Origin of the sequence: Caulobacter sp. FWC2, assembly GCF_002742625.1 — a bacterium.
Classification (GTDB): Bacteria; Pseudomonadota; Alphaproteobacteria; order Caulobacterales; family Caulobacteraceae; genus Caulobacter.
Genome location: NZ_PEBF01000001.1, coordinates 3,133,411 through 3,157,709, shown reverse-complemented (window position 1 = coordinate 3,157,709; position 24,299 = coordinate 3,133,411). Strand labels below are relative to the sequence as shown.

Here is a 24,299-nt window from a genome sequence, read left to right as displayed (position 1 = left end):
GCCTGCTCATGAAGATACTCACCATCACCGCCGCGACCGCCACGCTCGCGCTTGCCGGCCAGCCCGCCGCCGCGCAGATGGCCGGCATGGACGATCATGCCGGCCACGCAGGCCATGCGGCCGAGGCGAGTGCGCCGGTCGAGGCGGTAGGCGTCGTGCGCGCCATCGACGCCAAGGCCGCCAAGGTCACTCTGGCCCATGAAGCGATCCCGGCGCTGAAGTGGCCGCCGATGACCATGGCCTTCAAGGTCTCTGATCCCGCCCTCCTGAAGGGCCTGAGCGTCGGGATCAAGGTGCGCTTCAAGCTACAGGGCCAGACCATCGTCGGCCTGACCGCGCTCTAGCGACCACCGGGCCGGCGTTCGCCGGCCCCAACCATCACCTCGGGGGAGGGGCCATGTATCCGTCGGACATCCGTCCGCTCACGTCGTTGCGCATCTGCGCGGCGCTGTGGGTGCTCGTCTATCATTTCCGCAACCACCTGGATCTTGGTCTCGAGCGCTTTGGCCTAGTCGCCAAGGGCTACCTGGGCGTCGACCTCTTCTTCATCCTGTCGGGGTTCATCCTCAGCCACGTCTATACGCGGGCCTGGGCCGAGCGCCGGTTCAACTACGGCTCCTTCCTTTGGGCGCGCCTGGCGCGGGTCTATCCCGTCCATTTGGTCACCCTGGCCGCGACGATCGCCATCTGGCTCGCGGCCTTGAAGCTAGGCGTCGGTTTCGATCCCCAGGCGTTCGATCCGCGCATGCTCCCCCAGCACCTGTTGCTGGTGCATGCCTGGGGCACGACGCCCACCGTGCAGTGGAACTTCCCCTCCTGGTCGATCTCGGCTGAGTGGTTCGCCTACCTCGGCTTTCCGGTCGCGGCCATCGCCTCGATGGCGCTGAGGCGTCGGCCACGCCTCTTCGTCCTCGCCGTACTCGCCCTGTTCGTCGCCATGTTCCTGACGGCCCAGGAGCGCGGGGTGCTGTTCACCGACATGAGCGCCCAGATCGGCGCCTTGCGGATCATCCCGGCCTTCCTGATGGGCGCGGCCCTGCATCGCTTGGGATCGAGCCTGAGCCTGCCGGCCGCCATGGCCGGATTCGGCGCGCTCGCCGCGACGGCCTGGGTGGCGATCGCCGCCAGCCTGCGACTGAGCGATCTCTATATCTGGCCGGGCCTGGCGATGCTGATCTTCTGCCTAGCCGAGACGTCCAAGGCCGCGAAGCCACGAGCGATGTCGGCGCCGGCGCTCGTCTACCTCGGCGAGGTCTCCTACAGCCTCTACATGGTCCACCTTCCAGTCGACATCGTCTATTTCCACGCCCTGGAAAAGCTGGCGCCAGGCCTGTCTGGCGCGGGGATCGCCTTGGCCTGGGCAGGAGCGTTCGTGGCCTGTCAGCTGGCCGCGATGGTCGCCTACCATCTTGTCGAACGGCCGGCGCGTAACTGGTTGCGGGGGCGCGATCCCTTCGCGCGGCGCCCCACGCCCGAGCCGGCGCACGAACCGGTGCTCTGAACGTTGCGGCTATTGCGCGCTGATCGGCGCGAGACGCCCAAGCCAGGCGACCACCGCGACAAGCGCCATCGCCGCGCTCAGTTCCAGCACGAGACTGCGGCGCAGCGCCTTTACCGTCGCGCCGGGGCTGGACGGTTCGACCAGAGCCCTGCGCAGGGCCGGGGTCAGGCGACACCGGTTGGCGGCGGCCAGCACGACCATGGCGCCGAAGAGAGCGAGCTTGAGAAGCAGAAGAAGCCCGTAGGGCGTGCGGACCAGGGCCGCAACGCCCATGGGGCCGACGAGGAACCAGCTGTTGACCAGGCCGGTGGCGACCAGCACGCCGACGACGCCCGAGCCGATGCCCGAAAAGCCCGCCAAGGCGGCATGGAAGGTCGGCGCCTGTCGCGCGTCACGCCGACTGACCCGGGCCAGCCCCAGAAAGAACACCAGGGCGCCGACCCACACGGCCGCCGCCGCGAGGTGGGCGATGTCGGCCGCTAAGTGCAGCCCCCCGCCCGGACCCTCGGTGGCCGCGCCATGGCCCATCCAGGCCATGCTCGCCGCCGCGACGGCGCCGAGCGCTGACGCGGTGATCCAGGCGGCCCGGCCGGGCGGCGCGAGCAGAAGCACGTGCAGCGCCACGACCGCGGCCAGGGCCCGTGCGAGTGAGGCCACGCCCATCGCCATCTCGCTGATCACCGAGGTCAGGATCGAGGGATCCAGCGCCGCGGAAAACGACCCGGAGACCACGGCCGTTTGCAGCACAAGACCCAGGAGGCTAGCCACGACCAGCAGCGCGGCGCAGCCCGCCAGGAGTCGACGCGGCCAGCCCAGCGCCACGGCGCTGGACGGACCCGCGGCCGGCAGGGCGTAGAGCGCGAAGAGCGCCCCGCCCGCCAGAACGAAGCTCGTCACATATTGCGCCCAGCGAACGAGGACGACCGCGGTCTCCATCGGCTACTTCACCGTGAAGGTCAGGGTCCCATCCATGCGGTGGCCGTCATCGGCGGCGGCCGCATGCCAGGTGAGCTTGTAGGCGCCCGCCATCAGCCGGCCCTTGGGTATGCCGGTGATGGTCTTGTGGTCGGCCGAGACGGTGGTCTTGACCGACATTTTCATGCCGTCGGCCATGGCCAGCTCGAAACTCGAGAAGGCCGGGGCGAGCTTTTCATTGAAGGTCAGGCGGATGGTCTTGGGCGCGGCGACCGTGGCGTTGGCCGCGGGGTCGGAGGCCACCAGCTTGGCGTGGGCGCTGGCCTGGCCGCCGGCCAGGATCGAGGCTGACAGAACGGCGGTGGCGAGGAAAGCGCGATAGGTCATGGGGCGGGTCCTGTTGAAGGGCGACTTCGTCCTAAGTCCCTACGCGGGCGGCGGGCCAACCCCTCAACAACGCCCGCGCCATTCAGCGCCTAAAGCCGCACCGCCCGGAGGCGCAGGGCGTTGCCGACGACGCTGACCGAGGACAGGGCCATGGCCGCCGCCGCGATCGCGGGCGACAAAAGCCAGCCGAACACGGGAAAGAGCACCCCCGCCGCGATGGGCACGCCCGCGACATTGTAAGCGAACGCGAAGAACAGGTTCTGCCGGATGTTGTCCATCACCGCTCGCGAGAGGCGCCGGGCCTTGACGAGGCCCTCCAGATCCCCGTGCAGCAGCGTGACCCCCGCGCTCTCGATAGCGACGTCCGAGCCCGCGCCCATGGCGACGCCAACCTCGGCCGCCGCCAGGGCCGGCGCGTCGTTGACGCCATCGCCCGCCATGGCGACCTTGCGGCCCTCGGCGCGCAGACGCTTGATCACGGCGGCCTTCTCGTCGGGCAGGACGTCGGCCTCGACCTCGTCGATGCCCAGCCGCTTGGCCACGGCCTGGGCGGTCGTGCGATTGTCGCCGGTCAGCATGACCACGCGCACGCCATCGGCTTTCAGGGCTTCGAGGGCCTTCTGGGTGGTCGGCTTGACCGGGTCGGCGATGGCCAGCACGGCGGCGACCGCTCCGTCGATGGCGACATAGATCGCCGTGGCGCCGTCCTGGCGCAGGGCTTCGGCCTGGTCGGCGAGCGGTCCGGACGACACGCCTTGCTCGTCCAGGAAGCGGGCCGAACCGATCGCCAGGGCGCGTCCCTCGACCTTGCCGACCACGCCCTTGCCCACGGGCGAGTCGAAGTCTTCGGGATGCGACAACGGCATCTCCCGCGCCGCCGCGGCCCGAACGATCGCGTCGGCCAGTGGGTGCTCGCTGGCTCGCTCCAGGCTGGCGGCCAGACGCAGGATCTCCTCCTCCGTGAAGCCCGCCGCCGGGCGGATCGCCGTGACGGCCGGTCGGCCTTCGGTGAGCGTGCCGGTCTTGTCGACGACGAGGGTGTCGATCTTCTCGAAGCGCTCCAGGGCCTCGGCGTTCTTGATCAGCACGCCGGCGGCCGCGCCGCGGCCGACACCGACCATGATCGAGATCGGCGTGGCTAGCCCCAGGGCGCAGGGACAGGCGATGATCAAGACCGAGACCGCCGCCACCAGCGCGAAGGCCATGCTCGGCGGCGGACCGAACGCCGCCCAGGCGCTGAAGGCGATCAGGGCGATAAGCATGACGGCCGGCACGAACCAGCCCGATACCCGGTCGGCCATCCGCTGGATGGGCGCGCGGCTGCGCTGGGCCTCTGCCACCATGGCCACGATCTGCGAAAGCAGGGTGTCGGCGCCGACCTTGTCGGCGATCATCAGGAAAGAGCCGGTCTTGTTCAGGGCCCCGCCGATCACCTTGTCACCGGGCTTTTTGTGGACAGGCATGGACTCGCCGGTCACCAGGGACTCGTCGACCGAGGCCTCGCCCATCAGCACCCGGCCGTCGACGGGGATCTTCTCGCCGGGGCGGACGCGCAGGTGGAAGCCGACCTGAATGTCCTCGACGGGAATTTCGAAATCCTCGCCGTCGAACATTCGGCGCGCGGTCTTGGGCGACAGGTCCAGCAGGGCCTTGATCGCGCCCGAAGTGTTCTCGCGGGCGCGCAGCTCAAGCACCTGGCCCAGCAGCACAAGGACCGTGATCACAGCGGCGGCCTCAAAATAGATCGGTGTTGAGCCGTCTGGACGGCGGAAGGCGGGCGGGAAGAACTGGGGCGCGAGGGTGGCGACCACGCTGTACGTCCAGGCCACGCCGATACCCATGGCGATCAGCGTGAACATGTTGAGCTGGCGCGTCGCCAGCGAGCGCGCGCCACGCTCGAAAAAGGGCCAGCCGCAGCCCAGCACCACGGGTGTGGCCAAGGCCAATTGGACCCAATTGGACACCCCTGGCGTCAGGTGAAGCGCCATCAGTCCGACGTGGCCGCCCATTTCCAGCGCGAAGACGGGCAAGGCCAGGGCCAGACCGATCCAGAACCGGATCGTCATATCGCGCAGTTCGGGATTGGGTCCGCTGTCGGCTGTGACGGTTAGCGGCTCCAAGGCCATGCCGCAGATCGGGCAGCTGCCCGGGCCGGACCGCCGGATTTCTGGGTGCATCGGGCAAGTATAGATCGCGCCCGGCGTGGCCTCGGACGATGCGGCCGTCGGCGTGCCGACGTCTTGCAGGTAACGTTCGGGCTCGCCGTCGAACTTGCGAGCGCAGCCGGCCGAACAGAAGTGATAATGCTGGCCCCCATGCAGTCGGTGCTCCGGGGCAGTGGCCGGATCCACGCTCATGCCGCAGACGGGATCGCGATGCTCGCCAACCGGGGCGACGGGGTCAGGATGATGGCCTTGGTGCGAGTTCGAACCGCTCATCCGCCTTGCCTTCCGCGCGCTAAGACACGCTGGGCACTACGCATCCCAGAGCGCCTTCCCTCATTGCGACCGATCAATCTCTCGCCAACCGTATGCATCTTCGGGGGCGGCGGCGGGACTGGCTTGTCCGGCCGGTTTTTGACCCCGACGACCAGGCCGCCACATCCTCGAGCGAGCGGGGATTGGTTTCGAAGGTGGCGATGCGATCAGCGATCCCCTCGTTGTAGATCTCGGTCATCCCCAATGCGTCCTGGAGGGTCGCGGGTCTGACGGTGAGAGTGTCGGGCATGCGATCGTCTTTCGGCTCAGGTTGACATAACGACATCACTAGAAATATCGTTATTTCATGTCAACGCTGATCGAAACCGACGCCGCCGCTGGCCTCGCCGCCCTGGGAAGTCCGGTGCGCCTGCGCCTCTTTCGCTTGCTGGTGCGGGCCGGGGAGGCGGGGGCCAATGTCACCGACCTGGTTAGGCTGATGGAAGCGCCGGCTTCGACCCTGTCGCACCACCTGGCCGCCCTTTCGCGGGCCGGCCTGGTCCGCCAGGCGCGGCGCGGCCGAGAAGTCATCTGCACCGCAGACTACGAGCGGGTGAACGCCCTGGCCGCCTATCTGACCGAAAGCTGTTGCGTAGGCCTGGACCTTGGGTGCGGCGTCACGACCGCGGCCTGACCCCATTTCTCTCACCGACATCACGATCGGGAATACCGTTAGGAGCCGACTTGTCCGACCTGCCCGCCTTGAACGCCGACTATGCCGACCGTCCGACCCTCCAGAAGCTGGAGCCGCCGACAGTCTCGACGCATCCGCCGCGCATCCTCCTGCTCTATGGATCGCTGCGCGAGCGTTCCTTCAGCCGGCTGCTGACCTTCGAGGCCCAGCGCATCCTTGAGCGCATGGGCGCCGAAACCCGCGTCTTCGATCCTGCCGGCCTGCCGCTGCCGGACGCGACGGGCCCCGACCACCCCAAGGTTCAGGAACTGCGGGCCCTGTCGGAATGGTCGGAGGGGCAGGTCTGGTGCAGCCCGGAGCGCCATGGCGCCATCACCGGCATCATGAAGTCGCAGATCGACTGGATCCCGCTGGAGATCGGCAGCGTCCGCCCGACCCAGGGCCGGACCCTGGCGGTGATGCAGGTCAGCGGCGGCTCGCAGTCGTTCAATGCGGTCAACACCCTGCGCTTGCTGGGCCGGTGGATGCGGATGATCACCATCCCCAACCAGTCGTCGGTGGCCATGGCCTACAAGGAGTTCGACGAACACGACCGCATGAAGCCCTCAGCCTATTACGACCGCGTCGTCGACGTGATGGAAGAACTCTTCAAGTTCACCCTGCTGACCCGCGACCGCGCCGACTACCTCGTCGACCGCTACAGCGAGCGCAAGGCGGCCGGCCGCATCCCCGAGCACGTCGCGCTGGGCGAGGCGGCGATGTCCCACGAGCGCGCCGCCCTGCCGGCGTGACGGATCTGTTCGCCTGGGGGTCGCGCCGGGCCGGCGTGACCCTCGGCGTCACCCAGACGATCGCCTACGCGGCCAGCACCTATCTGCCGGCCATCCTCGCCACGCGGATGGCGGCCGATCTGAAGGTTTCTCCGGCCTTCGTCTTCGGCGCCTTCTCCGCTGCTCTGCTGGTGCTGGCCTTCCTTGGCCAGCCCCTGGGTCGGCACGTCGACCGGGTCGGCGGCCGGGGTTTGCTCGTGGCGTCCAGCCTGGTGTTCGCGGCGGGCCTGGCCGGTTTGGCTCTCTGCGACAGCCCGATCGCCTTCTGCGCGGCGTGGATGATCATGGGGCTGGGCATGGCCCTGGGTCTTTACGACATCGCCTTCGCCGCCCTCGTCGACTGGTTCGCGGCGGAGGGGAGGCGGCCGATCACCGGGGTCACTCTAATCGCCGGCTTCGCCAGCACCATCGGCTGGCCCTTGACCAGCTGGGTCGCCGACCACCAGGGGTGGCGAGGAGCGTGCCTGTTCTGGGCGGGAGCGCATCTGCTGATCGCCCTGCCGCTACATCTAAGCCTGCCTCCCGGCGGCGCCCGCCGCGGCAACGATCCGGGGCCCGTCCGTACCCAGCCCGCCTCGGGCGAGATGCGCGCGATGATCCTGCTTTCCGTGGCTTTCGCCAGCGCTGCGGCGGTCGGCTCGGCGATCTCCGCCCATCTGCCGCCTCTGCTGATCGCCGTAGGCGCTGCGCCGCTCGCCGCGCTGGCCGCCGCCACCTTGGTTGGGCCGGCACAGGTCGCCGCGCGACTTGGGGAATTCGTGATCGTCCGGCGCATTCATCCGCTCGACTCGGCCCGCATCGCCCTGGCGCTCTTTCCCGTGGGCGCTGCTTTGCTGCTGGCCGGCGGCGCGGCATTCGCCGCGCCGTTCGCGATTCTCTACGGCTGCGGCAACGGCCTCGTTACGATCGCGCGAGGCAGTGTTCCGCTCGCCCTGTTTGGCCCGGCGGGCTACGGCGCTCGCCTGGGTCTGATCGCCATCCCTGGGCGGATCGCCCAGGCGGCGGCGCCATTCGCCTTCGCCCTGCTGATGCAGGCGTCGTCGAGTTTGGCCATCGCCGTGTTCGCGGGTCTGTGCGTCCTGGGCCTCGGGTGCTTGCTGGCGCTCCGGCGCTAGCGCGGCGTGACAACCGCTGAACCGTCATCCTGGACCGGGACCAGCTTGACGACTAGGACAAGCGCCGCGCCAACGACGAACGCTGGAAGGCAGGCCATCAGCAGAAGGTCGTGCGCCAGCGCATTCAGTCGCCCCATCTCGACGACCAGCATGGCGGTCATGGCCGCGACGTAGGCTAGCGAAAAGCCCAGTCCGACCAGGAAGCTGTGGCGATGCTGGGTCATGAAATCCCTCTTAGAAACCAGATTGTCGGCGAGGCTGAGCTTGCAGCCACTGACCAATCGTCGTAAGAGTGTCTCATATTTCTAGTAAGGTCGAAATATGGAATCGAAAGCCGCCGCAGCCGCGCTGAGCGCCCTGGCCCATGAGGGGCGCCTTGGCATCTTCCGGATGCTGGTGCGTCAAGGATCGACGGGCATGGCGGCTGGCGAGATCGCCCGCGCGACCGGCATCCTGCCCAATACGCTGTCGGCCAGCCTCAACATCCTCAGCCACGCCGGGTTGATCGAGTCGCGCCGTGAAGGGCGCTCGATCATCTATTCGGCCGGGTACGGGGTGATGACCGATCTCCTCGGCTTCCTGATGGAAGACTGCTGCGGCGGCAATCCGCAGATTTGCGCACCGCTGAACGCCATCGTGACCCGGGCTGCCGAGTGCGATGGGACCTGCCTTACCGAATTGGAGACGGCATGACCGACCCCCAACGCCCCCCGCTGAACGTCCTTTTCCTCTGCACGCACAATTCGGCGCGCTCGGTCATCGCCGAGTCGATCATGAACCGGGTCGGGGCGGGGCGGTTCAAGGCCTATTCGGCCGGCTCCATGCCGAGCGGCGTCGTGGATCCGCGCGCGATCAATCTGCTGCAGCACCTCAACTACAAGACCGATCATTTGCGGTCCAAGGGCTGGGACGAGTTTGCCGCGCTGAACAATCCGGACGCCCCCGAACTCGATTTCGTCTTCACCGTCTGCGACAACGCGGCCGGGGAAGTCTGCCCGATCTGGCCGGGCCAGCCGATGAGCGCCCACTGGGGCATTCCCAATCCCGGTTCCACCGAGGGCAGCGACGCGGAAGTCGCCCTGGCTTTCGCCGAGGCCTATCGCCAGCTGAACGCGCGCATCACGCTCTTCTGCGCCCTGCCGCTGGCTTCGTTTGATCGTCTGTCGCTGCAAAAGCGGCTGGACGATATCGGCAAGTCAAGAGCGCCCGACGAATCCGCCGCCTAAGGCTTTACTCGACCAAGGTTTTCCATGTCTGTTTTCGAACGCTACCTCACCGTCTGGGTGGGGCTATGCATCGTCGTGGGCGTCGCCCTGGGCCACTTCTTCGCGCCGGCCTTCCACGCCATCGCCGCGCTCGAGGTCGCCCAGGTCAACCTGCCGATGGCGGGCCTGATCTGGCTGATGATCATCCCGATGTTGATCAAGGTCGACTTCGCCGCCCTGGGCGAGGTCAAGAACCACTGGCGCGGCATCGGCGTCACCCTGTTCATCAACTGGGTGGTCAAGCCGTTCGGCATGGCGGCGCTGGGCTGGGTGTTCGTCGCCCACGTCTTCCGACCCTATCTGCCGGCCGATCAGATCGACAGCTACATGGCTGGCTTGATCCTGCTGGCGGCCGCGCCCTGCACGGCGATGGTGTTCGTCTGGAGCAATCTGACCGACGGCGAGCCGCATTTCACCCTGAGCCAGGTTGCGCTCAACGACACCATCATGGTCGTGGCCTTCGCGCCGATCGTAGGCCTTCTGCTGGGCCTGTCGTCCATCACCGTGCCCTGGTCGACCCTGACCCTGTCGGTGGTTCTTTATATCCTCGTCCCGGTGATCGCCGCCCAGCTGATCCGCAAGGCGCTGCTGGCCTCGGGCGGCCAGGCCGCGCTGACCGGACTGCTGTCCAAGCTGCAGCCGCTGTCGATGCTGGCCCTGCTCGCCACCCTGGTGATGCTGTTCGGCTTCCAGGGCGACCAGATTCTCAAGCAGCCGGTGATCATCGCCATCCTGGCCGTCCCGATCCTGATCCAGGTCTATTTCAACTCCGGCCTGGCCTATCTGCTCAATCGCGTGACCGGCGAAGCCCACTGCGTGGCCGGTCCGTCGGCCCTGATCGGCGCCAGCAACTTCTTCGAGTTGGCCGTGGCGGCCGCCATCAGCGTCTTCGGCTTCCAGTCGGGCGCGGCGCTGGCCACCGTCGTGGGCGTGCTGATCGAGGTGCCGGTCATGCTCTCGATCGTCGCCATCGTGAACGCTTCCAAGCCCTGGTACGAGCGCGGCCTGGCGGTCCGCAAGGTCGCCGATGCTCGCGCCGCCGACGTTTCTTCCCTCAAATCCGAAGTCCGGTGACCCATGAGCGACGCTGATTTTCCGGTCGTCATCTACCACAACCCCAACTGCGGCACGTCCCGCAACGTCCTCTCCATGGTGCGGTCGGTGGGCTACGAGCCCAAGGTGATCGAGTACCTGCAAGCGGGCTGGTCGCACGAGCAGCTGCGCGAACTGGCCGGCGAGGCCGGCCTGACCCTAAGCCAGCTGATGCGCGAGAAGGGCACGCCCGCCGAGGAACTGGGCCTGCTGCGCGACGGCGTCTCCGAGGACCAGATCCTCGACGCCATGGTCGCCCATCCGATCCTCGTGAACCGGCCGCTGGTCGTCACGCCGCTGGGCGTGAAGCTCTGCCGCCCCTCGGAAATCGTCTTCGAACTCCTCGAGCGCAAGCCCGAGAGCTTCACCAAGGAAGACGGCGAAGTCGTTCATTTGACCGCCCAACCCTAACTAGGACTGGACCAAAGCTATGAAGACTCTGCTCGGTGTCACCGCGTCCCTGGTTCTGCTGGCCGGCGCCTCCAGCGCCCACGCCGCCCGCGACTATGTCTGGGCGGCCGGCTCCTCCACCGTGTTTCCCTTCACCACGCGCGTGGCCGAGAACTTCTCCAAGAAGACCGGCAAGAAGACGCCCAAGGTCGAGAGCCTGGGCACGGGCGGCGGCTTCAAGATGTTCTGCGGCGGCACGGGCGAGGGTTTCCCCGACGTCGCCAACGCCTCGCGGCCGATGAAGAAGTCCGAGTTCGAGGCCTGCAAGGCCAAGGGCGTCAAGGACATCGTCGAGATCAAGATCGGCTTCGACGGCATCGTTATCGCCATGGACAAGAAGGCGCCCGACTACAACTTCAAGCTCGAGCACCTCTATCTGGGCCTGGCCCAGAACACCCTCAAGAGCGGCCAGTTCGTGGCCAATCCCTACAAGACCTGGAAAGAGGTCGGGGCGAACCTGCCGGCCAACCGCATCGTCGTCTACGGCCCGCCGCCCACCTCCGGCACCCGCGACGCCTGGGTCGAACTGGCCATCGAGGGCGGCGCCAAGAAATTCCCGACCGCCAAGTCGCTCCAGGAAGCCGACGAGAAGGCCTTCAAGGCCAAGGTCGACCCGATGCGCACCGACGGCGGCTGGATCGACGCGGGCGAGAACGACAACGCCATCGTCGGCACCATCGAGAAGACCCCCGGCGCCTTGGGCGTGTTCGGCTATTCCTTCCTTGAGGAAAACGCCAATCGCATCAAGGGCGCCAGCGTCAACGGCGTCAAGCCGACCCCGCAGACGATCGCCAACGGGACCTATCCGGTGTCGCGATCGCTCTACATCTACGTCAAGAAGGCCAATGTCGGCGTCGTGCCGGGCCTGAAGGACTTCATCAGCGAGTATGTCTCCGATTCAGCCACCGGCCGGGGCGGGTACCTGGCTGGCCGCGGCCTGATCCTGCTGCCGCCAGCCCAGCATCAGGCCGCCAAGGACACGGCGAGCAAGCTGCCGCCGATGGCCGCGCCCAAGAGCTAGAACAAGGCAAGGAGGGCGGCCCGGAAGGGCCGCCCTTTTCCATTGTCGTTAGGAGAGGTCCCATGAACAAGCTTCTCGCCTTCGCCGTCGCCTCGGCGCTGGCCATGACCGCCTCGGTCGCCCACGCCGCCCGAGACACCGTCTGGGCCGTTGGGTCCTCGACGGTCTATCCGCTGTCCATCCGGGTGGCCGAAGCCTTCCACAAGAAGACCGGCCGCAAGCCGCCCCGCATCGAGAGCCTGGGCACCGGTGGCGGCTTCAAGCGCTTCTGCGCCGGAGCCGGCGACAAGTTTCCCGACATCGCCAATGCTTCGCGCCCGATGACTAAGGCCGAGTTCGCCGCCTGCCAGGCCGCTGGCGTGAAGGACATCGTCGAGCTGAAAATCGGCCTGGACGGCATCGTGGTCGCCACCGACGACAAGTCGCCGGACTACGCCTTCAAGCTGGAGCACCTGTATCTGGGCCTCTCCGCCAACGTCCTGCGCAACGGCGAGGTCGTGAAGAACCCCTATAAGCAGTGGAACGAGGTCGGGGCTGAACTGCCGGCCGGCAGGATCATCGTCTATGGCCCGCCGGCCAGTTCGGGCACCCGCGACGCCTGGTTGGACCTGGCGATCGAGCCGGGGGCCCGGAAGTTTCCGACCAACGAGGCGTTGCGCGCGCAGGATCCGGCCGCTTTCAAGGCCAGGGTCGATCCGATGCGGTCCGACGGTGGCTGGGTCGACGGCGGCGAGAATGACGAGGACATCGTCGGCACGATCCAGAAGACCCCCGGCACGCTGGGCGTGTTCGGCTATTCGTTCCTCGTCGAGCACAGCCGGCAGCTGAAGGCCGCGGCGATCAATGGCGTCAAGCCGACCCCGCGGAGCATCATCGACGGGTCCTACCCGCTGTCTCGCCCGCTCTACATCTACGTGAAGAAGGCCAATGTCGGCATCACCGCCGGTTTGCGGGAGTTCGTGGCCGAATTCGTATCCGACGCCGCGATCGGCCGCGGCGGCTATCTGCAGTCGCGCGGCCTGGTGCCCGAGCCGCAGGCTCAGCAGCAGGCGACCAAGACGACGGCCGTCAAGCTGACGCCCATGGCGGCGCCGGCTAGGTAAGCGATCCCGTTGGCGCCCCGTTTCGTGAGCGGTCGCGCCGCTTGCGAGGCCGGGCTGGGAGGCGATGATGACTAGCACGAGCACCCCGTCGCTTTCCGTGCTGGAACAGGAGAGCCTAATCTGGGTCAATCGGCTGCTGTCGGGGGCGTTTACACCCGGGGACGCCGAGGCGCTAGGGCGATGGCGCGCCTCGGATGCGGCGCACGAAGCGGCATTCGTGGAAGCCATTCGGTTTCACCGGCGTGTCCGCCGCCTCCTGACCGCGCGCTTGGAGCCGCGGGATGAAACCTAGGCCTCAAGCCTTCGTCAGCGACGGTCGTCAGCCGCGCCGATCCGCCCGGCCACCTGCTGCTCCTTGTTGTGAAGACGTTCCCGGTCGCGACCATGCCAGAGCGGCGACGGGTCTTGCTCGAGTTCATCTCGGAAACCGGGTCGAGGCGCCGCCGCTGGCTGCAGGACCCGTGAAGGCCGATGAAGAGGAGTGCGCTCTCGACGCCGTAAAGCGGCGCCGATATCGCTCGCAAGATCCTCGGTTGGCCGTCACGGTCCTGCAGCTTACGGCCCTGGCCCAGCCCAATAGGCTACAGATGTTCAGGACCTTGCTGGTCGCGGGGTCGGATGGGTTGGATCGCGCCCAGCTCGTCAGAGAGACTGGCGCAACACGCAGCGCGGTCACCTTCAACATAAAGGCGCTCGCGCGATGTGGGCTGGTCAAGGTCGACCTGAGCGCGCGGCGAGTGGGCGTCGGGGCGCGCAAGACGGACGGCGATTTTCGATGCGTCGCCATGCTGGCCGCGCTCGAGACCCTGCTGAGCTACATTGAGGATGCCGACCCTCCGGTTGGCATGCGAACTGGGCGGCGCGGGCCTGGAGATCGCGCCGCAGGAGGCCTTGTTTCCGCGCTAGGATCGCGCCTGCGAATGTCTCGCGAACAGAAGGATACGAGCTTGGCCGAGCGCGAGTGGACCGCTGAGGACGAGACGTCGCTGGCCGTGGCCGTCGGGCTGCTGGAAAAGGAGACGTTCATCGACACCCTGCTGGGCATGGCCGGCGCCGCCGCCAGCGCCGGGATGAGGGGCGTCAGCGCGATCGTGCCCGCCAAGATCGGTGAGGGCCTCGGTGACATGCTCGCCCAGATCCTGCAGTTCACCTTCGACAAGGTGCTGCTGACGGTGGACCAGGACCCATCGGGCCTGACCTCTTCGAGTTGGTTTGCCCGCGTCAGCGTCGCCTTGAGCGGCGGCGGCGGCGGTCTGGCCGGTTTGCCGGGGACACTGGTCGAGCTGCCCGTCACGACGGCGCTCCTCATGCGAAGCATCGCCCAGATCGCGGCGAGCGAGGGGGAGGACCTATCCACGCCTGAGGCGAAGCTCGAGTGCCTGAAGGTGTTCGCCTTCGGTGGGCCGGGCTCGGGCGACGACGAGGAGAACGAGGGCTACTTCGCCACGCGCGTCGCCTTGGCCTCCGGTCTGCCGCGGCTGGTCGAGAAGTCCATCGCCGACATCGTTCCGGCGCTCGCGGCGAGGGTTTCGGGCCGGTTCGCGCCTCTCGTGAGCGCAAAGCTGGGGAGCCAGGGCGTGGCCGTGGTCGGCGCCGTCGCCGGCATGATCGTCAACTCCGCCTTCGCCGACCATTTCGAACGCAAGGCCCGAGGTCACTTCGTCGTGCGCCGGCTGGAGCGGGCATACGGCGAAGCGGCCGTCCTTGAACGATACGACGCGCTGAAGAACAGCCTGCTGTCGATCCGTCGTGGATCGAAGGCCAAGCCGGCGACGGAGGTCTGAAAGCGCGCCCTCCGACCCGGCGGTGCTATTCCGCCGCCAGCCTGTCGAGGCTCAACGCGTGGCCGACTTTCCGGGTGAGGTCGATCATCCGGGAAACGTAGCCGATCTCGTTGTCGTACCAGCCCAACACTTTGACCTGGGTGCCGGCCACGACCATGGTCGAGTCCGCGTCGATGATGGTCGACCGGGTATCGCCCTTGAAGTCGACGGAGACGAGCGGCAGCTCCTCGTAGCCGAGGATGCCCTGCAGCGATCCTTGCGCAGCCGTCTTGAACAGGGCGTTCACCTCCGTGACCGTCGTCGGCTTTTCCACCTCGAAGACGGCGTCGGTCAGGGAGGCGTTGAGCAGGGGCACTCGGACAGCCAAGCCGTTCAGCCGGCCTTGAAGCTCGGGATAGATCAACGCGATGGCGGTCGCCGAGCCGGTCGTGGTGGGGATCAGCGACAGGCTGGCGGCGCGGGCGCGCCGCAGATCCGAGAGCGGCGTATCGTGCACGGCCTGGGTATTGGTCATGTCGTGGATGGTGGTGACCACCCCGTGGCGGATGCCAAGGTTCTCGTGGATCACCTTGACGATCGGGGCCAGGCAGTTAGTGGTGCAGGACGCGGCGGTCACGATGTCATGGGCGTCGGGGTCGTAGAGATGGTCGTTGATGCCCATGACGATGTTGAGCACGTCTTCCTTGACCGGCGCGGAGACGATCACCTTGCGCACGCCGCCGGCCAAGTGCGGCTGCAACGTCGCGGGCGTGCGGAACTTGCCGCTGCATTCGAGGACGACATCGACGTCACGCCAGCCGATGCCCTCCACGGTGCTCGACTCAGTGAAGGTGACGGACTTGCCGTTGATGACGATGGCGTTCTCGGCGGCCTCGACCTGATGCGGCCAACGACCATGGACGGAGTCGAACTTGGTCAGGTGGGCCGAGACGCGCGCGCCGCCCTTGGGCTCGTTGATATGGGTGAATTCCAGGTCGGGATTGTCCCAGCCCAGGCGTAGCGCCAGGCGGCCCATGCGCCCAAAACCGTTGATGCCAACTCTGGTCTTCATGGTTGTCTCTCTACTGTCAGTCGGCCAGCCGGGCTTGAAGCCGCCTGGTCGGCGCGATGGTCTGCTCCGCCTCGGGAAAGCGCCGATCCAGGTCGTCCATCAGGGTCTTGGCGAAGCGCAGGGCCTCGCGCCTGGGTCCGGGAAAGCGGTTGTGGACCCAGCGGTCCAGAGCCGATCCGCCAGGTTTGCCGGCCGCGCCGAGCGCCACGGCCACGATCAGCAGCGGCCATCCCGGCACGCCCGGCAAGGCGAGGCCCGCCAGGCCGGCCCAGATGAAGAACGACCGGCTTCGACGGAGCGTCGGCGAACTGGCCAGGAGCTTGTTGAGGCTCTCATCGTCGGCCGATGGCGCCGCCGCGTCAGGCGCGTCACCGCCCCATGGCAGCGCGCGCACGAGGGACCGGGCCATGGCGGCCGGAGCGAACGTGGGCGAGGCGACGTCGCTGCCGTTGGGGTACATGCCGCGCGGCCGCAGGCCGTTGGCCAGGGCCGCGATGGCCGCGACGTTGTTGGCGAGCACCGACGCCATCACGCCGAAACCCAGGAAGAACGCCCCGCCGATGCACAGCAGGTTCGGCACCAGGATGATCTGCCAGCTCAGGTTCACGTTCTTGTCCAGCTCGCGCGAAATGTCCCGGAACTCGCAGAGCTTCCAGAGATCGTTCTCCATGAAGATCAGCTGGGCGGTGTCGGTGGCCACCGTCGAGGCGCCCCGCAACGACACCGAGACGTTGGCGCGCTTCAGGGCGATGGAGTCGTTGATGCCGTCGCCGACGAAACACACCTTGCGGCCCTCGGCCTGCAGCAGTTCGACGTAGCGCGCCTTGTCCTGGGGCAGGACCTCGGCGAAGTAGCGGTCGACGCCCAGGGCTTCGGCCAGCTTGCGGGTCGGCTTGTCGTGGTCGCCGGAGATGATGACGATCTGGCGCACGCCCCTGGCGCGCAGGCCCGCCATGACCTCGCGCACGCCGTCCCGCAGCTTGGGGGCCAGTTCGATCCCCCCGACCACTTCGCCGTCGACCGCCACGAAGACGATCGAGTGGCCTTCATCGTGGGCGTCCTGCTCGATCTGGCCGACACTGGTCGGCGCGGACGTGTTTTCCAGCGCCATGAACCGGCTGCTGCCGACCAGCACGGGCTTGGCGTCGATGAGGACGCTGATGCCGTAGCCGATCTTGAACGAGGACTGGTCGGTCTTCAGGAACGGCTTGTCGAGCTTGCGGAAGCTTTCGACGATGGCCGCGGCGATCGGATGCTCCAGCCGCTGCTCGGCGGCGGCGGCATAGGTCAGCACCTGCTCTTCGGTGAGGCCGCCGAAACAGTGGATGCGATAGAGTTCAGGCCGCTCGTGCGTCAGCGTGCCGGTCTTGTCGAAGAGGACGGTGTCGACCCCTTCCATCTCCTCGAGCGCGCGGCCGTCCTTGATCAGGATGCCGCGACCCGCGCAGACCGAGAGCGAACTGAGCAGCGCCAACGGCGCGGCCATCCTGATCCCAGTGCCGAAGTCGCAATTGACGATCGCGGTGGCGCCCTGCAGGCCGACTAGGCCTAGGCCCAGGGAGGCCAGGCCCAGCGTCGGAAGGACGGCCTTGTCGGCGAGCGCTTCGCCCTTCGACTGCGAGGTGAGGCGGAAGGCGGCGGTGTCGTTGAGGATCGCGCTGATCTTGGCGGTGGCGGTTTCGCGACCGGCGCTTTCCACGGTGATCAGCAGCCTGCCGCCGATCACCAGGGTCGAGGCGTAGACCTTGCTGCCGGCCTGCTTTTCCACCGGCACGGACTCGCCGGTCAGGGCGTGCTGGTCGACGAGCGCGTTGCCGTCCCACACCACGCCGTCGGCGGCGATGACTTCGCCCGTGTGGGCGGCGATGACGTCGCCAGGCTGGATCTGGTCGAGGGGCACGAGGATCTCGACGCCGTCGCGATAGAGATAGGCGGTGCGGGGCTGCTTTCCGAAGACGTTGACCAGGCGGCGGCGGGAATCTTCCTGCGCGCGCTCAAGCAGCGCCCGGCCAAAGGCGAGACACCAGGCCAGGACCGCGCCCGCGAAGATCTCCAGGGTGAAGAGGCACATGACCACGACGATGGCGTCGAGCACATCGACGCCGATCCGTCGCTCCTTGAAGATCGTGTCCCACCCGCCGATCAGGGTGGGCACCGCGCAATATAGAAAGAGCGCCGCCGCCGGCAGCACGAGCGCGGGCGCGGCGAACTGGGCGACGGCGGCCAGGCCAGCCGCCGCGGTGCAGACCAGCAGTTCGTGGTTGTTCTTGTCGGGTGACGGATAGTCCTGGGCGTTGCGCAGCGCCTGGTCGAGGAACTCCAACAGCTGCCAGCGGTCGATCGCGGTGGGGTCGAAGTGGACCAGCAACGAGCAGGTCTGCGGATTGACCTTGAAGCGGTCGATCCCGAACACCGTCATCAGCTCGCGTTCGATGTCCTGGCAGAGCTGCTTCTTGCGAAAGAGATGGTCATTGCGAAACCGCATGCGGCCAGGGATGTCGCTGACGATGGACCAGGTGGAGACCACCGAGCCATATCGGTGGAGCTGCACGCGGCCCGTCTGGTCGGGCGACAGCACGGGCAGCTTGGCGTCCTCGTCCAGTTCGCCCACGACACTCTGGGCGCCCATCCGGCGCGCCATTTCGGCCGGGGCCAGCGGGCGGTCGAAGAGGATGTCGGCGCTGGCCCGGTTCGGCGCGATCTCGACGCTCCGCACTTCGGGCATCCGGAACAGGGTGGAGAGGAAGCGCTTGGCTTCCACGCCTTCGGGCTGGGCCAGGAAGCCCAGTTCGGCGATCCGAAGCGCGCCGTCGCGAGGATAAGAGACCTGCATGCTGGGGCGATCAGCGGCCGGCGCTGCGGGCCTGTCGCATCGCGATGCGGTCTTCCAGATATTCGACCTTCTGGCCGACGTCGCGGGCGACGCCCGAATAGAGCTGGTCGAAGCGCGCGGAGGCCGCGTCGGAGACGGGGTCGATGGCGCGTCGGACGCGACGCCATTCCTTGCCGAGGATGAAGCCGGCCGCCAAGACGATCAGGTAAGGCATGACGATGTCCTCATGGCCCCGGCCTTGCGGCCGGGGCGGGGTGATGGCCGCATTGGAATGGCGCCTCGAAGCCGAAGCGTCGGATGGCGAGGTCCTATGCGGCCTGAACCAGGCCGCCGCCGGCGGTCTTGTGCTGGGTGTGAGCGGCCTTGGCCGCCTCGGCCCCGTCGCTGAAGCCGTGCCGGATGGGCGAGTTTTCCGGCACCGCCGTCATCACCAGCTCGGCCGAGTAGACGGCCCCGAACGCCAGGTAATAGCAGAACATGTAGGCGCCCTTGGCCGCGGCCCGCTTGAGGCCAGGGGCGACCTTGGCGGCCGCCTCGATGGCGTCGTCGCGGCCCTTTTCGAAGGCGCGGAACACGTCCTCGGCCTTCTCAGCGCCGGGGTGTGCGTCCTTCTTCAGCGGCTCGGGGCCGGGCCCGGCGCTGGCCCCGGCGTCGGCGCTAGCCTTGGGGGCTTCGGCGGCGGCCGCCTGGGCGGCTTGCGCGTCCGGCGCGCCGGCGGTCGGTTCGGAAGCGTCTTTGGGGGGCTTGGCCATGATAGCTCCTCGGGTTCCTGTTGTGTCGCCTTCTAGAGGCAAGAGAGTGGGGGACTAGGCGGGGGCGGCGGCGTGGCTGAGCGCGAGCTGGCCCTGACGGGCCGAGCCGAGCGCCTTGCGGTCTTCGGGAAGCGAGAGGCCTGTCGAGATCAGCGCGGCCGATCCGACGAACACCGCCGAGAGCCAGAGGCAGGCGACGATGCCGCCCGCATATTGATAGACTAGCCCGGAAAGCACGGTGCCGGCCAGGCGCCCTCCGGCGTTGGCCATGTAGTAGAAGCCGATGGTCATCGCGACCTTCTCGGATTCCGCATAGTTGACGATCATGTAGGAGTGCACGGCCGAGTTCACGGCGAAGACGACGCCGAAGGCGGCCAGGCCCACGACCAGCGAGAAGCCGGGGAAAATGCCGGCGCCCAGAGCGATCGCGATAGCGACTGGCACAGCCGTTAGGATCGCCGACCACAGGAAGACGGTGTAGCCCTTGGGCGCTTCGCCGGGCTTGGAGGCGATGAACTTCGGAGCGAGCGACTGCACGATGCCGTAGCCGATGGTCCAGAGCGCCAGATAGGCGCCCACCACCATCGGCGACCAGCCGAAGACCGCCGCCAGATAGACGGGGAGGGCGACGACGAACCAGACGTCGCGGGCCCCGAACAGGAAGAAGCGGGCGGCCGACAGGATGTTGATCCGCCGGTCCATCGAGAACATCGAGGTGAACTTCGACTTCTGCTTGGTCTTGCCAAGATCGTCGGGCAGGTGGCGCCACAGGCTGGTCAGGACGAAGAGAAGTCCGGCGGCCATGATCAGCAGCGACATGTTGAAGCCGACCACCGTCAGCAGCAGCGCCCCGACGAAGAAGCCCACGCCCTTCAGCGCGTTCTTCGAGCCGGTCAGGAGCGAGACCCAGCGGTACATGGTGGCGTCGGCGTCCTTGGGCACGACCGCCTTGATCGCGCTCTTGGAGCTCATCTTCGTGAGGTCCTTGGCGATGCCCGACAGCGCCTGGCTGACCATCACGTAGCTGATCACCAGCCAGACCGGCCATGCCGGATTGAGCAGGGCGAGCATGGCCAAGGCCACGACCTGGATGCCGATGCCGCCAAACAGGGTGACCCTCAGGCCGAAGTTGGCGCCGATCCAGCCGCCGAACAGATTGGTGAGGACCCCGAAGATCTCATAGAACAGGAACAGCGAGGCGATTTGCATCGCCGAGTACCCCATCAGATAGACCTGGAACAGGATCAGCATCCGGATCGCGCCGTCCGTGATGGTCAGGCCCCAATAGGCCAGGGTCACCAGGGCGTATTCCCAGACGCCGTCCTTGCGGGACGAGAGCGCTGCGACCAGCGCGCGCAGGCGCTCCCTCATCGCTTCATGTTTACGCCGTACCCAATCCAGAGCCGCGCGGAAGAACTCGCCGATCGACGTTGGCTTGGGCGGCGCAACGTGCGGCGCGGTCTTGGGCTTCGGACCTCGCGCAGCCGGTCCAGCCGGTCGACGGGCGTGGCTTGGGTTGGCGCGCTTGCCGCGCGTCGGGGTCTGAGGTGTTTTCTGGGGCGGCGCCGGCTCGCTCGTGGCGTCGGAGCTATTGGAAGTCAGGCTCTTGATCAGCTTCGTCGCGAACGAGATCGCAAAGCCGGCGACATAGGATGCTCCACTGGCCGCGGAAGGTCCGGCGCCAGGGCGCTTGCGATAGGACGTTTCGTGTCGCCGATCACGGGGCGCGCTATCCCGAGGCGGCGGGATCCGTCGCCGATACGAGGCTTCCTCCAGCGCGCTCATCGCGTGGACTCACGACCAGGCATGCTCGAAGGACGCTCGGCCATGCTCGCCAACTCAATCGCCTCCCCCAGGCTATTGGACGGTCAAAATTCGCACCGAGCCGCCGCGGCAACGCTGGTTGCGCGGCATCAAAACACAACGCAGAAGGGAAGACTATTCTAAACAGCTATGCTTGCCCAGAACCAATTTTACAACGCCTGCGGTCTTCGAGAAGCGTGTCGGCGAGCGTGCTGATAGGCTCGCCGACCGCTTCGAGTTTTAGGTTGCGGTTGGCCGTCCATTAGCCAAGCCAATCCTGCGATCGCGCCGGCGCTGACCTGGGTCGTGGAGACGGCATGCCCAGGCGGCTGGCGACGATCACCAAGAACGCCGTGACCAGATTGGCCGACAGGGAAACCACGATGGCGAAAGTCCCGAAGCGAAGGTCGAGTACCTTGGCGGCCAGCAACAGGCCCAAGCGCCAGAACCGCGGCGGGAGTGATGGTGGCGAGCTCGGATCCTGGACGTGATGGTAGGAGGGCGCGCGAAGGCGCGGTACGGGAATGACCCGCTTCAGACGCAGGTCAGGGTCAGTACACGCTTCGGATGGCATCCAGCATCCAGCATCCAGCAAATTTGGATTTCTGATAATCTATGTTCTGCGCCGCCGCGCACAGCCGGTCGTACCGACCACCAGGTTGTCGAGCGCGTCAGGAGCGGCGATGGCCGAGTAGAGACGCTGGCCCAGAGCGAGGGGCGGTGAAGCGTGGCCTGGTCGCTGCCCGCCGGGGCGATCGATGGGATCAGGCGTTGGCTCGACCCCGGATCTCCGTTCGACGGCGCGAGCAGTGCGGCGACGGACGAGTGATCGCCGCCATGGATATGCACGTGTTGTGCGACAGCAAATTGATTCTCGTTCGAGGCGTTGACCCCGGTTGAAGGCCGTGGCGGTCACGACGCAGTCACCGAAGTCAGAGTTTGCGTGGCGCGAGCAGGTGATGGTAGCCGGTCTGGGTCATCCAACGGGCGCGCGCCAGATGTGTTTCCCAGCACCGACGGCCAAGCTCGGGCGGCTGGTCTGGATCGCGGCCCAGGACGAGGCGGGTCGCCTCTCGCCAGTCGGCGCCGTCCTGATCGGCGTCGAGCAGGCGCAGATAGGTCAACAGATGACACTGGTCGTAGTCGGTGAGCGTCTCCGACCACGGCGGCTCGTCGGCCACGGGATGTTCGATCTGGGAGGTCAACCTTGCGTCTCTGCGTGCGGATGCCATGGCGCGCCACTCTATCAGGCGCGTGATCCAACGCCCTAGCGGCAAGGCGCCGGCGGCGTCCACCGCAAACGGTACGACAGCTCCGCCCGACCGCATCGGCTCGACAGACGTCGCGACGTCCGAAACACTGGCTTGGTGGAACGACGAGCTGCCGCCATGGACGAGGTCCACGCCTCTAAGCCTGACTGGCGAAAGGCGCAAACCTATCTGCCGCTCCTGGGCGCCGACCCGTCGGTCTGGGCCTGGGAATTCGCGCGGCGAGGGCTGGTGAATGACACACTGGAGGGCGGCGACCCGGCGGCGCCGGGTAGGGCGCCCGAGCTGTGTTTCGTGGGAGAAGGACCGCCGGGCGACCCGCTGCCCACGGCCCTGTGGCGCTGGCAAGCGGATGGGGCGGTGCCGGTCCTCAGCGTTCAGGCGGCCAGCGCCGGCGATCCCGCCGCCATGGATCTGGCCAGCCTGGACGCCGCGATCCTTGTGGCGCGGACGGCCGATGGCGACCAGCACGTCCTGATCAGCCACGGGTCGCGCCGCCTGCGTTTGGCGGTGGTCGAAGGCGATGTTCTCTCGGGCCCGGCGGTGTTTCGGTTCCATCTTCCGCCCCTCGGCGGCGGGCAGCGGGCGCTCGACAATCTCCGTCGCCTGATGGCGCTGCGCGACACCGGGCGCCTGGTTGGGTCGGGAGATCGTCCCCTCGCCAAGGCGCCCCGATGGCTTCAGATCCTGCGGGTCCATGACGCGCGCCAGGCCGGGGCCAGCCATCGCGACATCGCCTTGTCCCTGTTTGGCGAGCGCCGTGTTCGGGAGGACTGGGGCGCGGGATCGGACTACATGCGGATGCGCGTCCAGCGGCTGGTGCGGGCGGCCGAGCAGACGGTGACCGGAGGCTATCGCGCGCTCTTCGGGATTCGCGCGACCGGGCTGGAGCCCTCGCGTTTGGTCGAGGTCTGGCGCTCTCCGGCCTGGCTTGGCGGCCGGCTCGCGGGGCTGTTCTGCGCCCTTACTTTCCTGGGGACATCTTTTTCGCCAACTGTTCCATGGCACGCTGCATGCCAATCTTCAGGGGCGGCGCGCCAAAAATCGGTAGAGCCCTCCCGGATCATGGCGCGCGTGACCGCCGCATCGGAAAATTGTCGATCGCCTCAGGCGCGAGAGCCCGGCGAAGATTCCAGCCTGGCGACATGAGGCGCTCAATGGGCCATGGCCAAGTCCCGCGTCGCCCACTGTCACCTCGCGCCGATCGCCCCTCAGCCCGCCTCGGCGCGGACGAACCGCCTCGATCCCGACCAGGCCCGATTGGCCTGGGAGTTCCTGAGACGAAATCCCGAATACCGCAGCGCCTACCGCAACTGGCGGACCGGCGCGACGCCGGATCTGGCGGAGCACTGGGGTCTGCGCGCACCGATCGATCCCGATCGCCAGGACATCGACGCCAGCGCCATCTGGCGCGCCGAACCGTCCGAGCGTGGGGGCGAGCGGCGCGAGCGCCCGTCGGAGCGGCGGACTATTTGTCGGATGGACCAATCTTGGGAAGGTTCTCCGCCAGCCAGCGCTCGGCGCCCTGATCGGTCTTGTCCATGTGGCTCTCCAAGCTGTCGAATGAACGCTTGAAGGCCTCGATGAAGAACTGCGGCGCGATATTGGTCATGCGGTCGCCCACCTTGTCCTCGAACTTCTGGAACGAGGCGCGCTGGATGGAGGCGGCCTGGTTGTCGATGCAGCGCAAGGCATGATCGATCGAGCCATGCATCAAGGATTCCAGGATGCTCACCGGATCGCTGCCCGTCGCGTCGGCGAAGCGCCACAGCCGGGCGATGTCCAGCGCGCCCGTTCCAGACTCGAAATTGTAGTAGGTGCGCAGGGGCAAGCCCATGGCGTCGGCCACCTGCCGCGCCGACATGTGTCTCAGCTCGCGGATGTGCTTCAGGATTTGGGACAGGAGCTGGCCCTGGCGCCTCAGCTCCTCGGATGCGCGTTTGACCAAAACGATACTCGGCACTTGCTCTGCCTATCAGGCGGCAAAGCGAACCGTACGTCAAAGCACAACCCTGCGT

General features: G+C 67.3%; 26 protein-coding genes. 15 read left to right on the top strand and 11 right to left on the bottom strand.

The features are described from left to right. Positions 1–8 precede the first annotated feature (8 nt). Positions 9–344 (top strand): copper-binding protein, encoded by a 336-nt coding sequence (locus CSW62_RS15155; protein WP_099579168.1) that lies wholly within the window; start codon positions 9–11, stop codon positions 342–344. A 53-nt stretch (positions 345–397) separates the two neighbouring features. Continuing rightward, a complete protein-coding gene (locus CSW62_RS15150) occupies positions 398–1,501 on the top strand; it encodes an acyltransferase (protein ID WP_099579166.1) in 1,104 nt (367 codons plus the stop codon). 9 nt (positions 1,502–1,510) lie between these two features. On the opposite strand, the gene copD is transcribed toward CSW62_RS15150, so the two are convergent. From copD to CSW62_RS15135, 3 genes are all read right to left on the bottom strand, one after another. Next, positions 1,511–2,437, bottom strand: coding sequence for a copper homeostasis membrane protein CopD (gene copD / locus CSW62_RS15145; RefSeq protein ID WP_099579164.1), 927 nt, complete (start codon positions 2,435–2,437; stop codon positions 1,511–1,513). 3 nt (positions 2,438–2,440) lie between these two features. Continuing rightward, positions 2,441–2,803, bottom strand: coding sequence for a copper homeostasis periplasmic binding protein CopC (copC, locus tag CSW62_RS15140; protein WP_099579162.1), 363 nt, complete (start codon positions 2,801–2,803; stop codon positions 2,441–2,443). Between the two features lie 89 nt (positions 2,804–2,892). Then, entirely contained in the window at positions 2,893–5,241 is a 2,349-nt protein-coding gene (locus CSW62_RS15135) for a heavy metal translocating P-type ATPase (protein ID WP_099579160.1), read from the bottom strand. Between the two features lie 346 nt (positions 5,242–5,587). On the opposite strand from CSW62_RS15135, the gene CSW62_RS15125 reads away from it, so the two are divergent. The 3 genes from CSW62_RS15125 to CSW62_RS15115 are packed head-to-tail and all read left to right on the top strand — an operon-like array spanning position 5,588 to position 7,859. Then, positions 5,588–5,914 carry a helix-turn-helix transcriptional regulator gene (locus CSW62_RS15125; RefSeq protein WP_099579158.1) on the top strand — a complete coding sequence of 109 codons (327 nt, stop codon included), beginning with the start codon at positions 5,588–5,590 and terminating at the stop codon, positions 5,912–5,914. Positions 5,915–5,964: 50 nt separating this feature from the next. Then, entirely contained in the window at positions 5,965–6,705 is a 741-nt protein-coding gene (gene arsH / locus CSW62_RS15120; protein WP_099579156.1) for an arsenical resistance protein ArsH, read from the top strand. Next, positions 6,702–7,859, top strand: a complete 1,158-nt coding sequence (locus tag CSW62_RS15115; RefSeq protein ID WP_199170610.1) for an MFS transporter — start codon at positions 6,702–6,704, stop codon at positions 7,857–7,859. The genes arsH and CSW62_RS15115 overlap by 4 nt, the downstream gene beginning before the upstream one ends. Here the strand turns inward: CSW62_RS15115 and CSW62_RS15110 are convergent. Next, positions 7,856–8,083: a hypothetical protein gene (locus CSW62_RS15110; RefSeq protein ID WP_099579154.1), complete on the bottom strand. Its 228-nt coding sequence runs from the start codon at positions 8,081–8,083 to the stop codon at positions 7,856–7,858. The genes CSW62_RS15115 and CSW62_RS15110 overlap by 4 nt on opposite strands. A gap of 97 nt (positions 8,084–8,180) precedes the next feature. On the opposite strand from CSW62_RS15110, the gene CSW62_RS15105 reads away from it, so the two are divergent. The 8 genes from CSW62_RS15105 to CSW62_RS15070 all read left to right on the top strand — a co-directional run bounded on the left by CSW62_RS15105 (position 8,181) and on the right by CSW62_RS15070 (position 14,574). Further along, positions 8,181–8,552: a helix-turn-helix transcriptional regulator gene (locus CSW62_RS15105; protein ID WP_099579152.1), complete on the top strand. Its 372-nt coding sequence runs from the start codon at positions 8,181–8,183 to the stop codon at positions 8,550–8,552. After that, the gene (locus tag CSW62_RS15100) at positions 8,549–9,085 is read left to right on the top strand and encodes an arsenate reductase ArsC (RefSeq protein ID WP_099579150.1); all 537 of its coding nucleotides are present in this window, start codon (positions 8,549–8,551) and stop codon (positions 9,083–9,085) included. The genes CSW62_RS15105 and CSW62_RS15100 overlap by 4 nt, the downstream gene beginning before the upstream one ends. A gap of 24 nt (positions 9,086–9,109) precedes the next feature. Then, on the top strand, positions 9,110–10,198 hold the full coding sequence (gene arsB / locus CSW62_RS15095) for an ACR3 family arsenite efflux transporter (RefSeq protein WP_099579148.1): 1,089 nt from the start codon (positions 9,110–9,112) through the stop codon (positions 10,196–10,198). A 3-nt stretch (positions 10,199–10,201) separates the two neighbouring features. Then, complete coding sequence (arsC, locus tag CSW62_RS15090) at positions 10,202–10,627, top strand: arsenate reductase (glutaredoxin) (protein WP_099579146.1); 426 nt, start codon at positions 10,202–10,204, stop codon at positions 10,625–10,627. 19 nt (positions 10,628–10,646) lie between these two features. Beyond that, on the top strand, positions 10,647–11,687 hold the full coding sequence (locus CSW62_RS15085; protein WP_099579144.1) for a substrate-binding domain-containing protein: 1,041 nt from the start codon (positions 10,647–10,649) through the stop codon (positions 11,685–11,687). Positions 11,688–11,749: 62 nt separating this feature from the next. Next, positions 11,750–12,790, top strand: a complete 1,041-nt coding sequence (locus CSW62_RS15080; protein ID WP_099579142.1) for a substrate-binding domain-containing protein — start codon at positions 11,750–11,752, stop codon at positions 12,788–12,790. Between the two features lie 64 nt (positions 12,791–12,854). Beyond that, positions 12,855–13,082 carry a DUF4880 domain-containing protein gene (locus tag CSW62_RS27500; protein WP_099579140.1) on the top strand — a complete coding sequence of 76 codons (228 nt, stop codon included), beginning with the start codon at positions 12,855–12,857 and terminating at the stop codon, positions 13,080–13,082. 241 nt (positions 13,083–13,323) lie between these two features. Then, positions 13,324–14,574 (top strand): EcsC family protein, encoded by a 1,251-nt coding sequence (locus tag CSW62_RS15070; protein WP_143324409.1) that lies wholly within the window; start codon positions 13,324–13,326, stop codon positions 14,572–14,574. A gap of 25 nt (positions 14,575–14,599) precedes the next feature. Here CSW62_RS15070 and CSW62_RS15065 read toward each other — a convergent pair whose 3' ends face one another. The 6 genes from CSW62_RS15065 to CSW62_RS15040 all read right to left on the bottom strand — a co-directional run bounded on the left by CSW62_RS15065 (position 14,600) and on the right by CSW62_RS15040 (position 22,245). Next, positions 14,600–15,625, bottom strand: a complete 1,026-nt coding sequence (locus CSW62_RS15065) for an ArsJ-associated glyceraldehyde-3-phosphate dehydrogenase (protein WP_099579135.1) — start codon at positions 15,623–15,625, stop codon at positions 14,600–14,602. A gap of 16 nt (positions 15,626–15,641) precedes the next feature. Next, positions 15,642–18,458 (bottom strand): heavy metal translocating P-type ATPase, encoded by a 2,817-nt coding sequence (locus tag CSW62_RS15060; RefSeq protein WP_099579133.1) that lies wholly within the window; start codon positions 18,456–18,458, stop codon positions 15,642–15,644. Between the two features lie 10 nt (positions 18,459–18,468). Further along, entirely contained in the window at positions 18,469–18,672 is a 204-nt protein-coding gene (locus CSW62_RS15055) for a hypothetical protein (RefSeq protein WP_099579131.1), read from the bottom strand. Between the two features lie 94 nt (positions 18,673–18,766). Beyond that, positions 18,767–19,210: a hypothetical protein gene (locus CSW62_RS15050; RefSeq protein WP_099579129.1), complete on the bottom strand. Its 444-nt coding sequence runs from the start codon at positions 19,208–19,210 to the stop codon at positions 18,767–18,769. A 54-nt stretch (positions 19,211–19,264) separates the two neighbouring features. Then, positions 19,265–20,581, bottom strand: coding sequence for an organoarsenical effux MFS transporter ArsJ (arsJ, locus tag CSW62_RS15045; RefSeq protein ID WP_099579127.1), 1,317 nt, complete (start codon positions 20,579–20,581; stop codon positions 19,265–19,267). A 1,364-nt stretch (positions 20,582–21,945) separates the two neighbouring features. After that, positions 21,946–22,245 (bottom strand): DNA -binding domain-containing protein, encoded by a 300-nt coding sequence (locus CSW62_RS15040; protein ID WP_369827551.1) that lies wholly within the window; start codon positions 22,243–22,245, stop codon positions 21,946–21,948. A 444-nt stretch (positions 22,246–22,689) separates the two neighbouring features. Between CSW62_RS15040 and CSW62_RS15035 the strand changes: the two genes are divergently transcribed. Then, on the top strand, positions 22,690–23,430 hold the full coding sequence (locus CSW62_RS15035; RefSeq protein WP_233206695.1) for a DNA -binding domain-containing protein: 741 nt from the start codon (positions 22,690–22,692) through the stop codon (positions 23,428–23,430). A gap of 15 nt (positions 23,431–23,445) precedes the next feature. Then, positions 23,446–23,856 carry a transcriptional regulator domain-containing protein gene (locus CSW62_RS27495; RefSeq protein WP_369827480.1) on the top strand — a complete coding sequence of 137 codons (411 nt, stop codon included), beginning with the start codon at positions 23,446–23,448 and terminating at the stop codon, positions 23,854–23,856. Here CSW62_RS27495 and CSW62_RS15030 read toward each other — a convergent pair. Then, entirely contained in the window at positions 23,750–24,244 is a 495-nt protein-coding gene (locus CSW62_RS15030) for a helix-turn-helix transcriptional regulator (protein ID WP_255408356.1), read from the bottom strand. The genes CSW62_RS27495 and CSW62_RS15030 overlap by 107 nt on opposite strands. Positions 24,245–24,299: the final 55 nt, after the last annotated feature.

What these genes read in the sequence shown, in the direction of transcription:
- CSW62_RS15155 (WP_099579168.1), top strand. Translation starts at nt 9, where the DNA reads ATGAAGATACTCACCATCACCGCCGCGACCGCCACGCTCGCGCTTGCC.
- CSW62_RS15150 (WP_099579166.1), top strand. Translation starts at nt 398, where the DNA reads ATGTATCCGTCGGACATCCGTCCGCTCACGTCGTTGCGCATCTGCGCG.
- copD (WP_099579164.1), bottom strand. Translation starts at nt 2,437, where the DNA reads ATGGAGACCGCGGTCGTCCTCGTTCGCTGGGCGCAATATGTGACGAGC.
- copC (WP_099579162.1), bottom strand. Translation starts at nt 2,803, where the DNA reads ATGACCTATCGCGCTTTCCTCGCCACCGCCGTTCTGTCAGCCTCGATC.
- CSW62_RS15135 (WP_099579160.1), bottom strand. Translation starts at nt 5,241, where the DNA reads ATGAGCGGTTCGAACTCGCACCAAGGCCATCATCCTGACCCCGTCGCC.
- CSW62_RS15125 (WP_099579158.1), top strand. Translation starts at nt 5,588, where the DNA reads ATGTCAACGCTGATCGAAACCGACGCCGCCGCTGGCCTCGCCGCCCTG.
- CSW62_RS15110 (WP_099579154.1), bottom strand. Translation starts at nt 8,083, where the DNA reads ATGACCCAGCATCGCCACAGCTTCCTGGTCGGACTGGGCTTTTCGCTA.
- CSW62_RS15105 (WP_099579152.1), top strand. Translation starts at nt 8,181, where the DNA reads ATGGAATCGAAAGCCGCCGCAGCCGCGCTGAGCGCCCTGGCCCATGAG.
- CSW62_RS15100 (WP_099579150.1), top strand. Translation starts at nt 8,549, where the DNA reads ATGACCGACCCCCAACGCCCCCCGCTGAACGTCCTTTTCCTCTGCACG.
- arsB (WP_099579148.1), top strand. Translation starts at nt 9,110, where the DNA reads ATGTCTGTTTTCGAACGCTACCTCACCGTCTGGGTGGGGCTATGCATC.
- arsC (WP_099579146.1), top strand. Translation starts at nt 10,202, where the DNA reads ATGAGCGACGCTGATTTTCCGGTCGTCATCTACCACAACCCCAACTGC.
- CSW62_RS15085 (WP_099579144.1), top strand. Translation starts at nt 10,647, where the DNA reads ATGAAGACTCTGCTCGGTGTCACCGCGTCCCTGGTTCTGCTGGCCGGC.
- CSW62_RS15080 (WP_099579142.1), top strand. Translation starts at nt 11,750, where the DNA reads ATGAACAAGCTTCTCGCCTTCGCCGTCGCCTCGGCGCTGGCCATGACC.
- CSW62_RS27500 (WP_099579140.1), top strand. Translation starts at nt 12,855, where the DNA reads ATGATGACTAGCACGAGCACCCCGTCGCTTTCCGTGCTGGAACAGGAG.
- CSW62_RS15065 (WP_099579135.1), bottom strand. Translation starts at nt 15,625, where the DNA reads ATGAAGACCAGAGTTGGCATCAACGGTTTTGGGCGCATGGGCCGCCTG.
- CSW62_RS15060 (WP_099579133.1), bottom strand. Translation starts at nt 18,458, where the DNA reads ATGCAGGTCTCTTATCCTCGCGACGGCGCGCTTCGGATCGCCGAACTG.
- CSW62_RS15055 (WP_099579131.1), bottom strand. Translation starts at nt 18,672, where the DNA reads ATGCCTTACCTGATCGTCTTGGCGGCCGGCTTCATCCTCGGCAAGGAA.
- CSW62_RS15050 (WP_099579129.1), bottom strand. Translation starts at nt 19,210, where the DNA reads ATGGCCAAGCCCCCCAAAGACGCTTCCGAACCGACCGCCGGCGCGCCG.
- arsJ (WP_099579127.1), bottom strand. Translation starts at nt 20,581, where the DNA reads ATGAGGGAGCGCCTGCGCGCGCTGGTCGCAGCGCTCTCGTCCCGCAAG.
- CSW62_RS15040 (WP_369827551.1), bottom strand. Translation starts at nt 22,245, where the DNA reads ATGGCATCCGCACGCAGAGACGCAAGGTTGACCTCCCAGATCGAACAT.
- CSW62_RS15035 (WP_233206695.1), top strand. Translation starts at nt 22,690, where the DNA reads ATGGATCTGGCCAGCCTGGACGCCGCGATCCTTGTGGCGCGGACGGCC.
- CSW62_RS27495 (WP_369827480.1), top strand. Translation starts at nt 23,446, where the DNA reads ATGGCCAAGTCCCGCGTCGCCCACTGTCACCTCGCGCCGATCGCCCCT.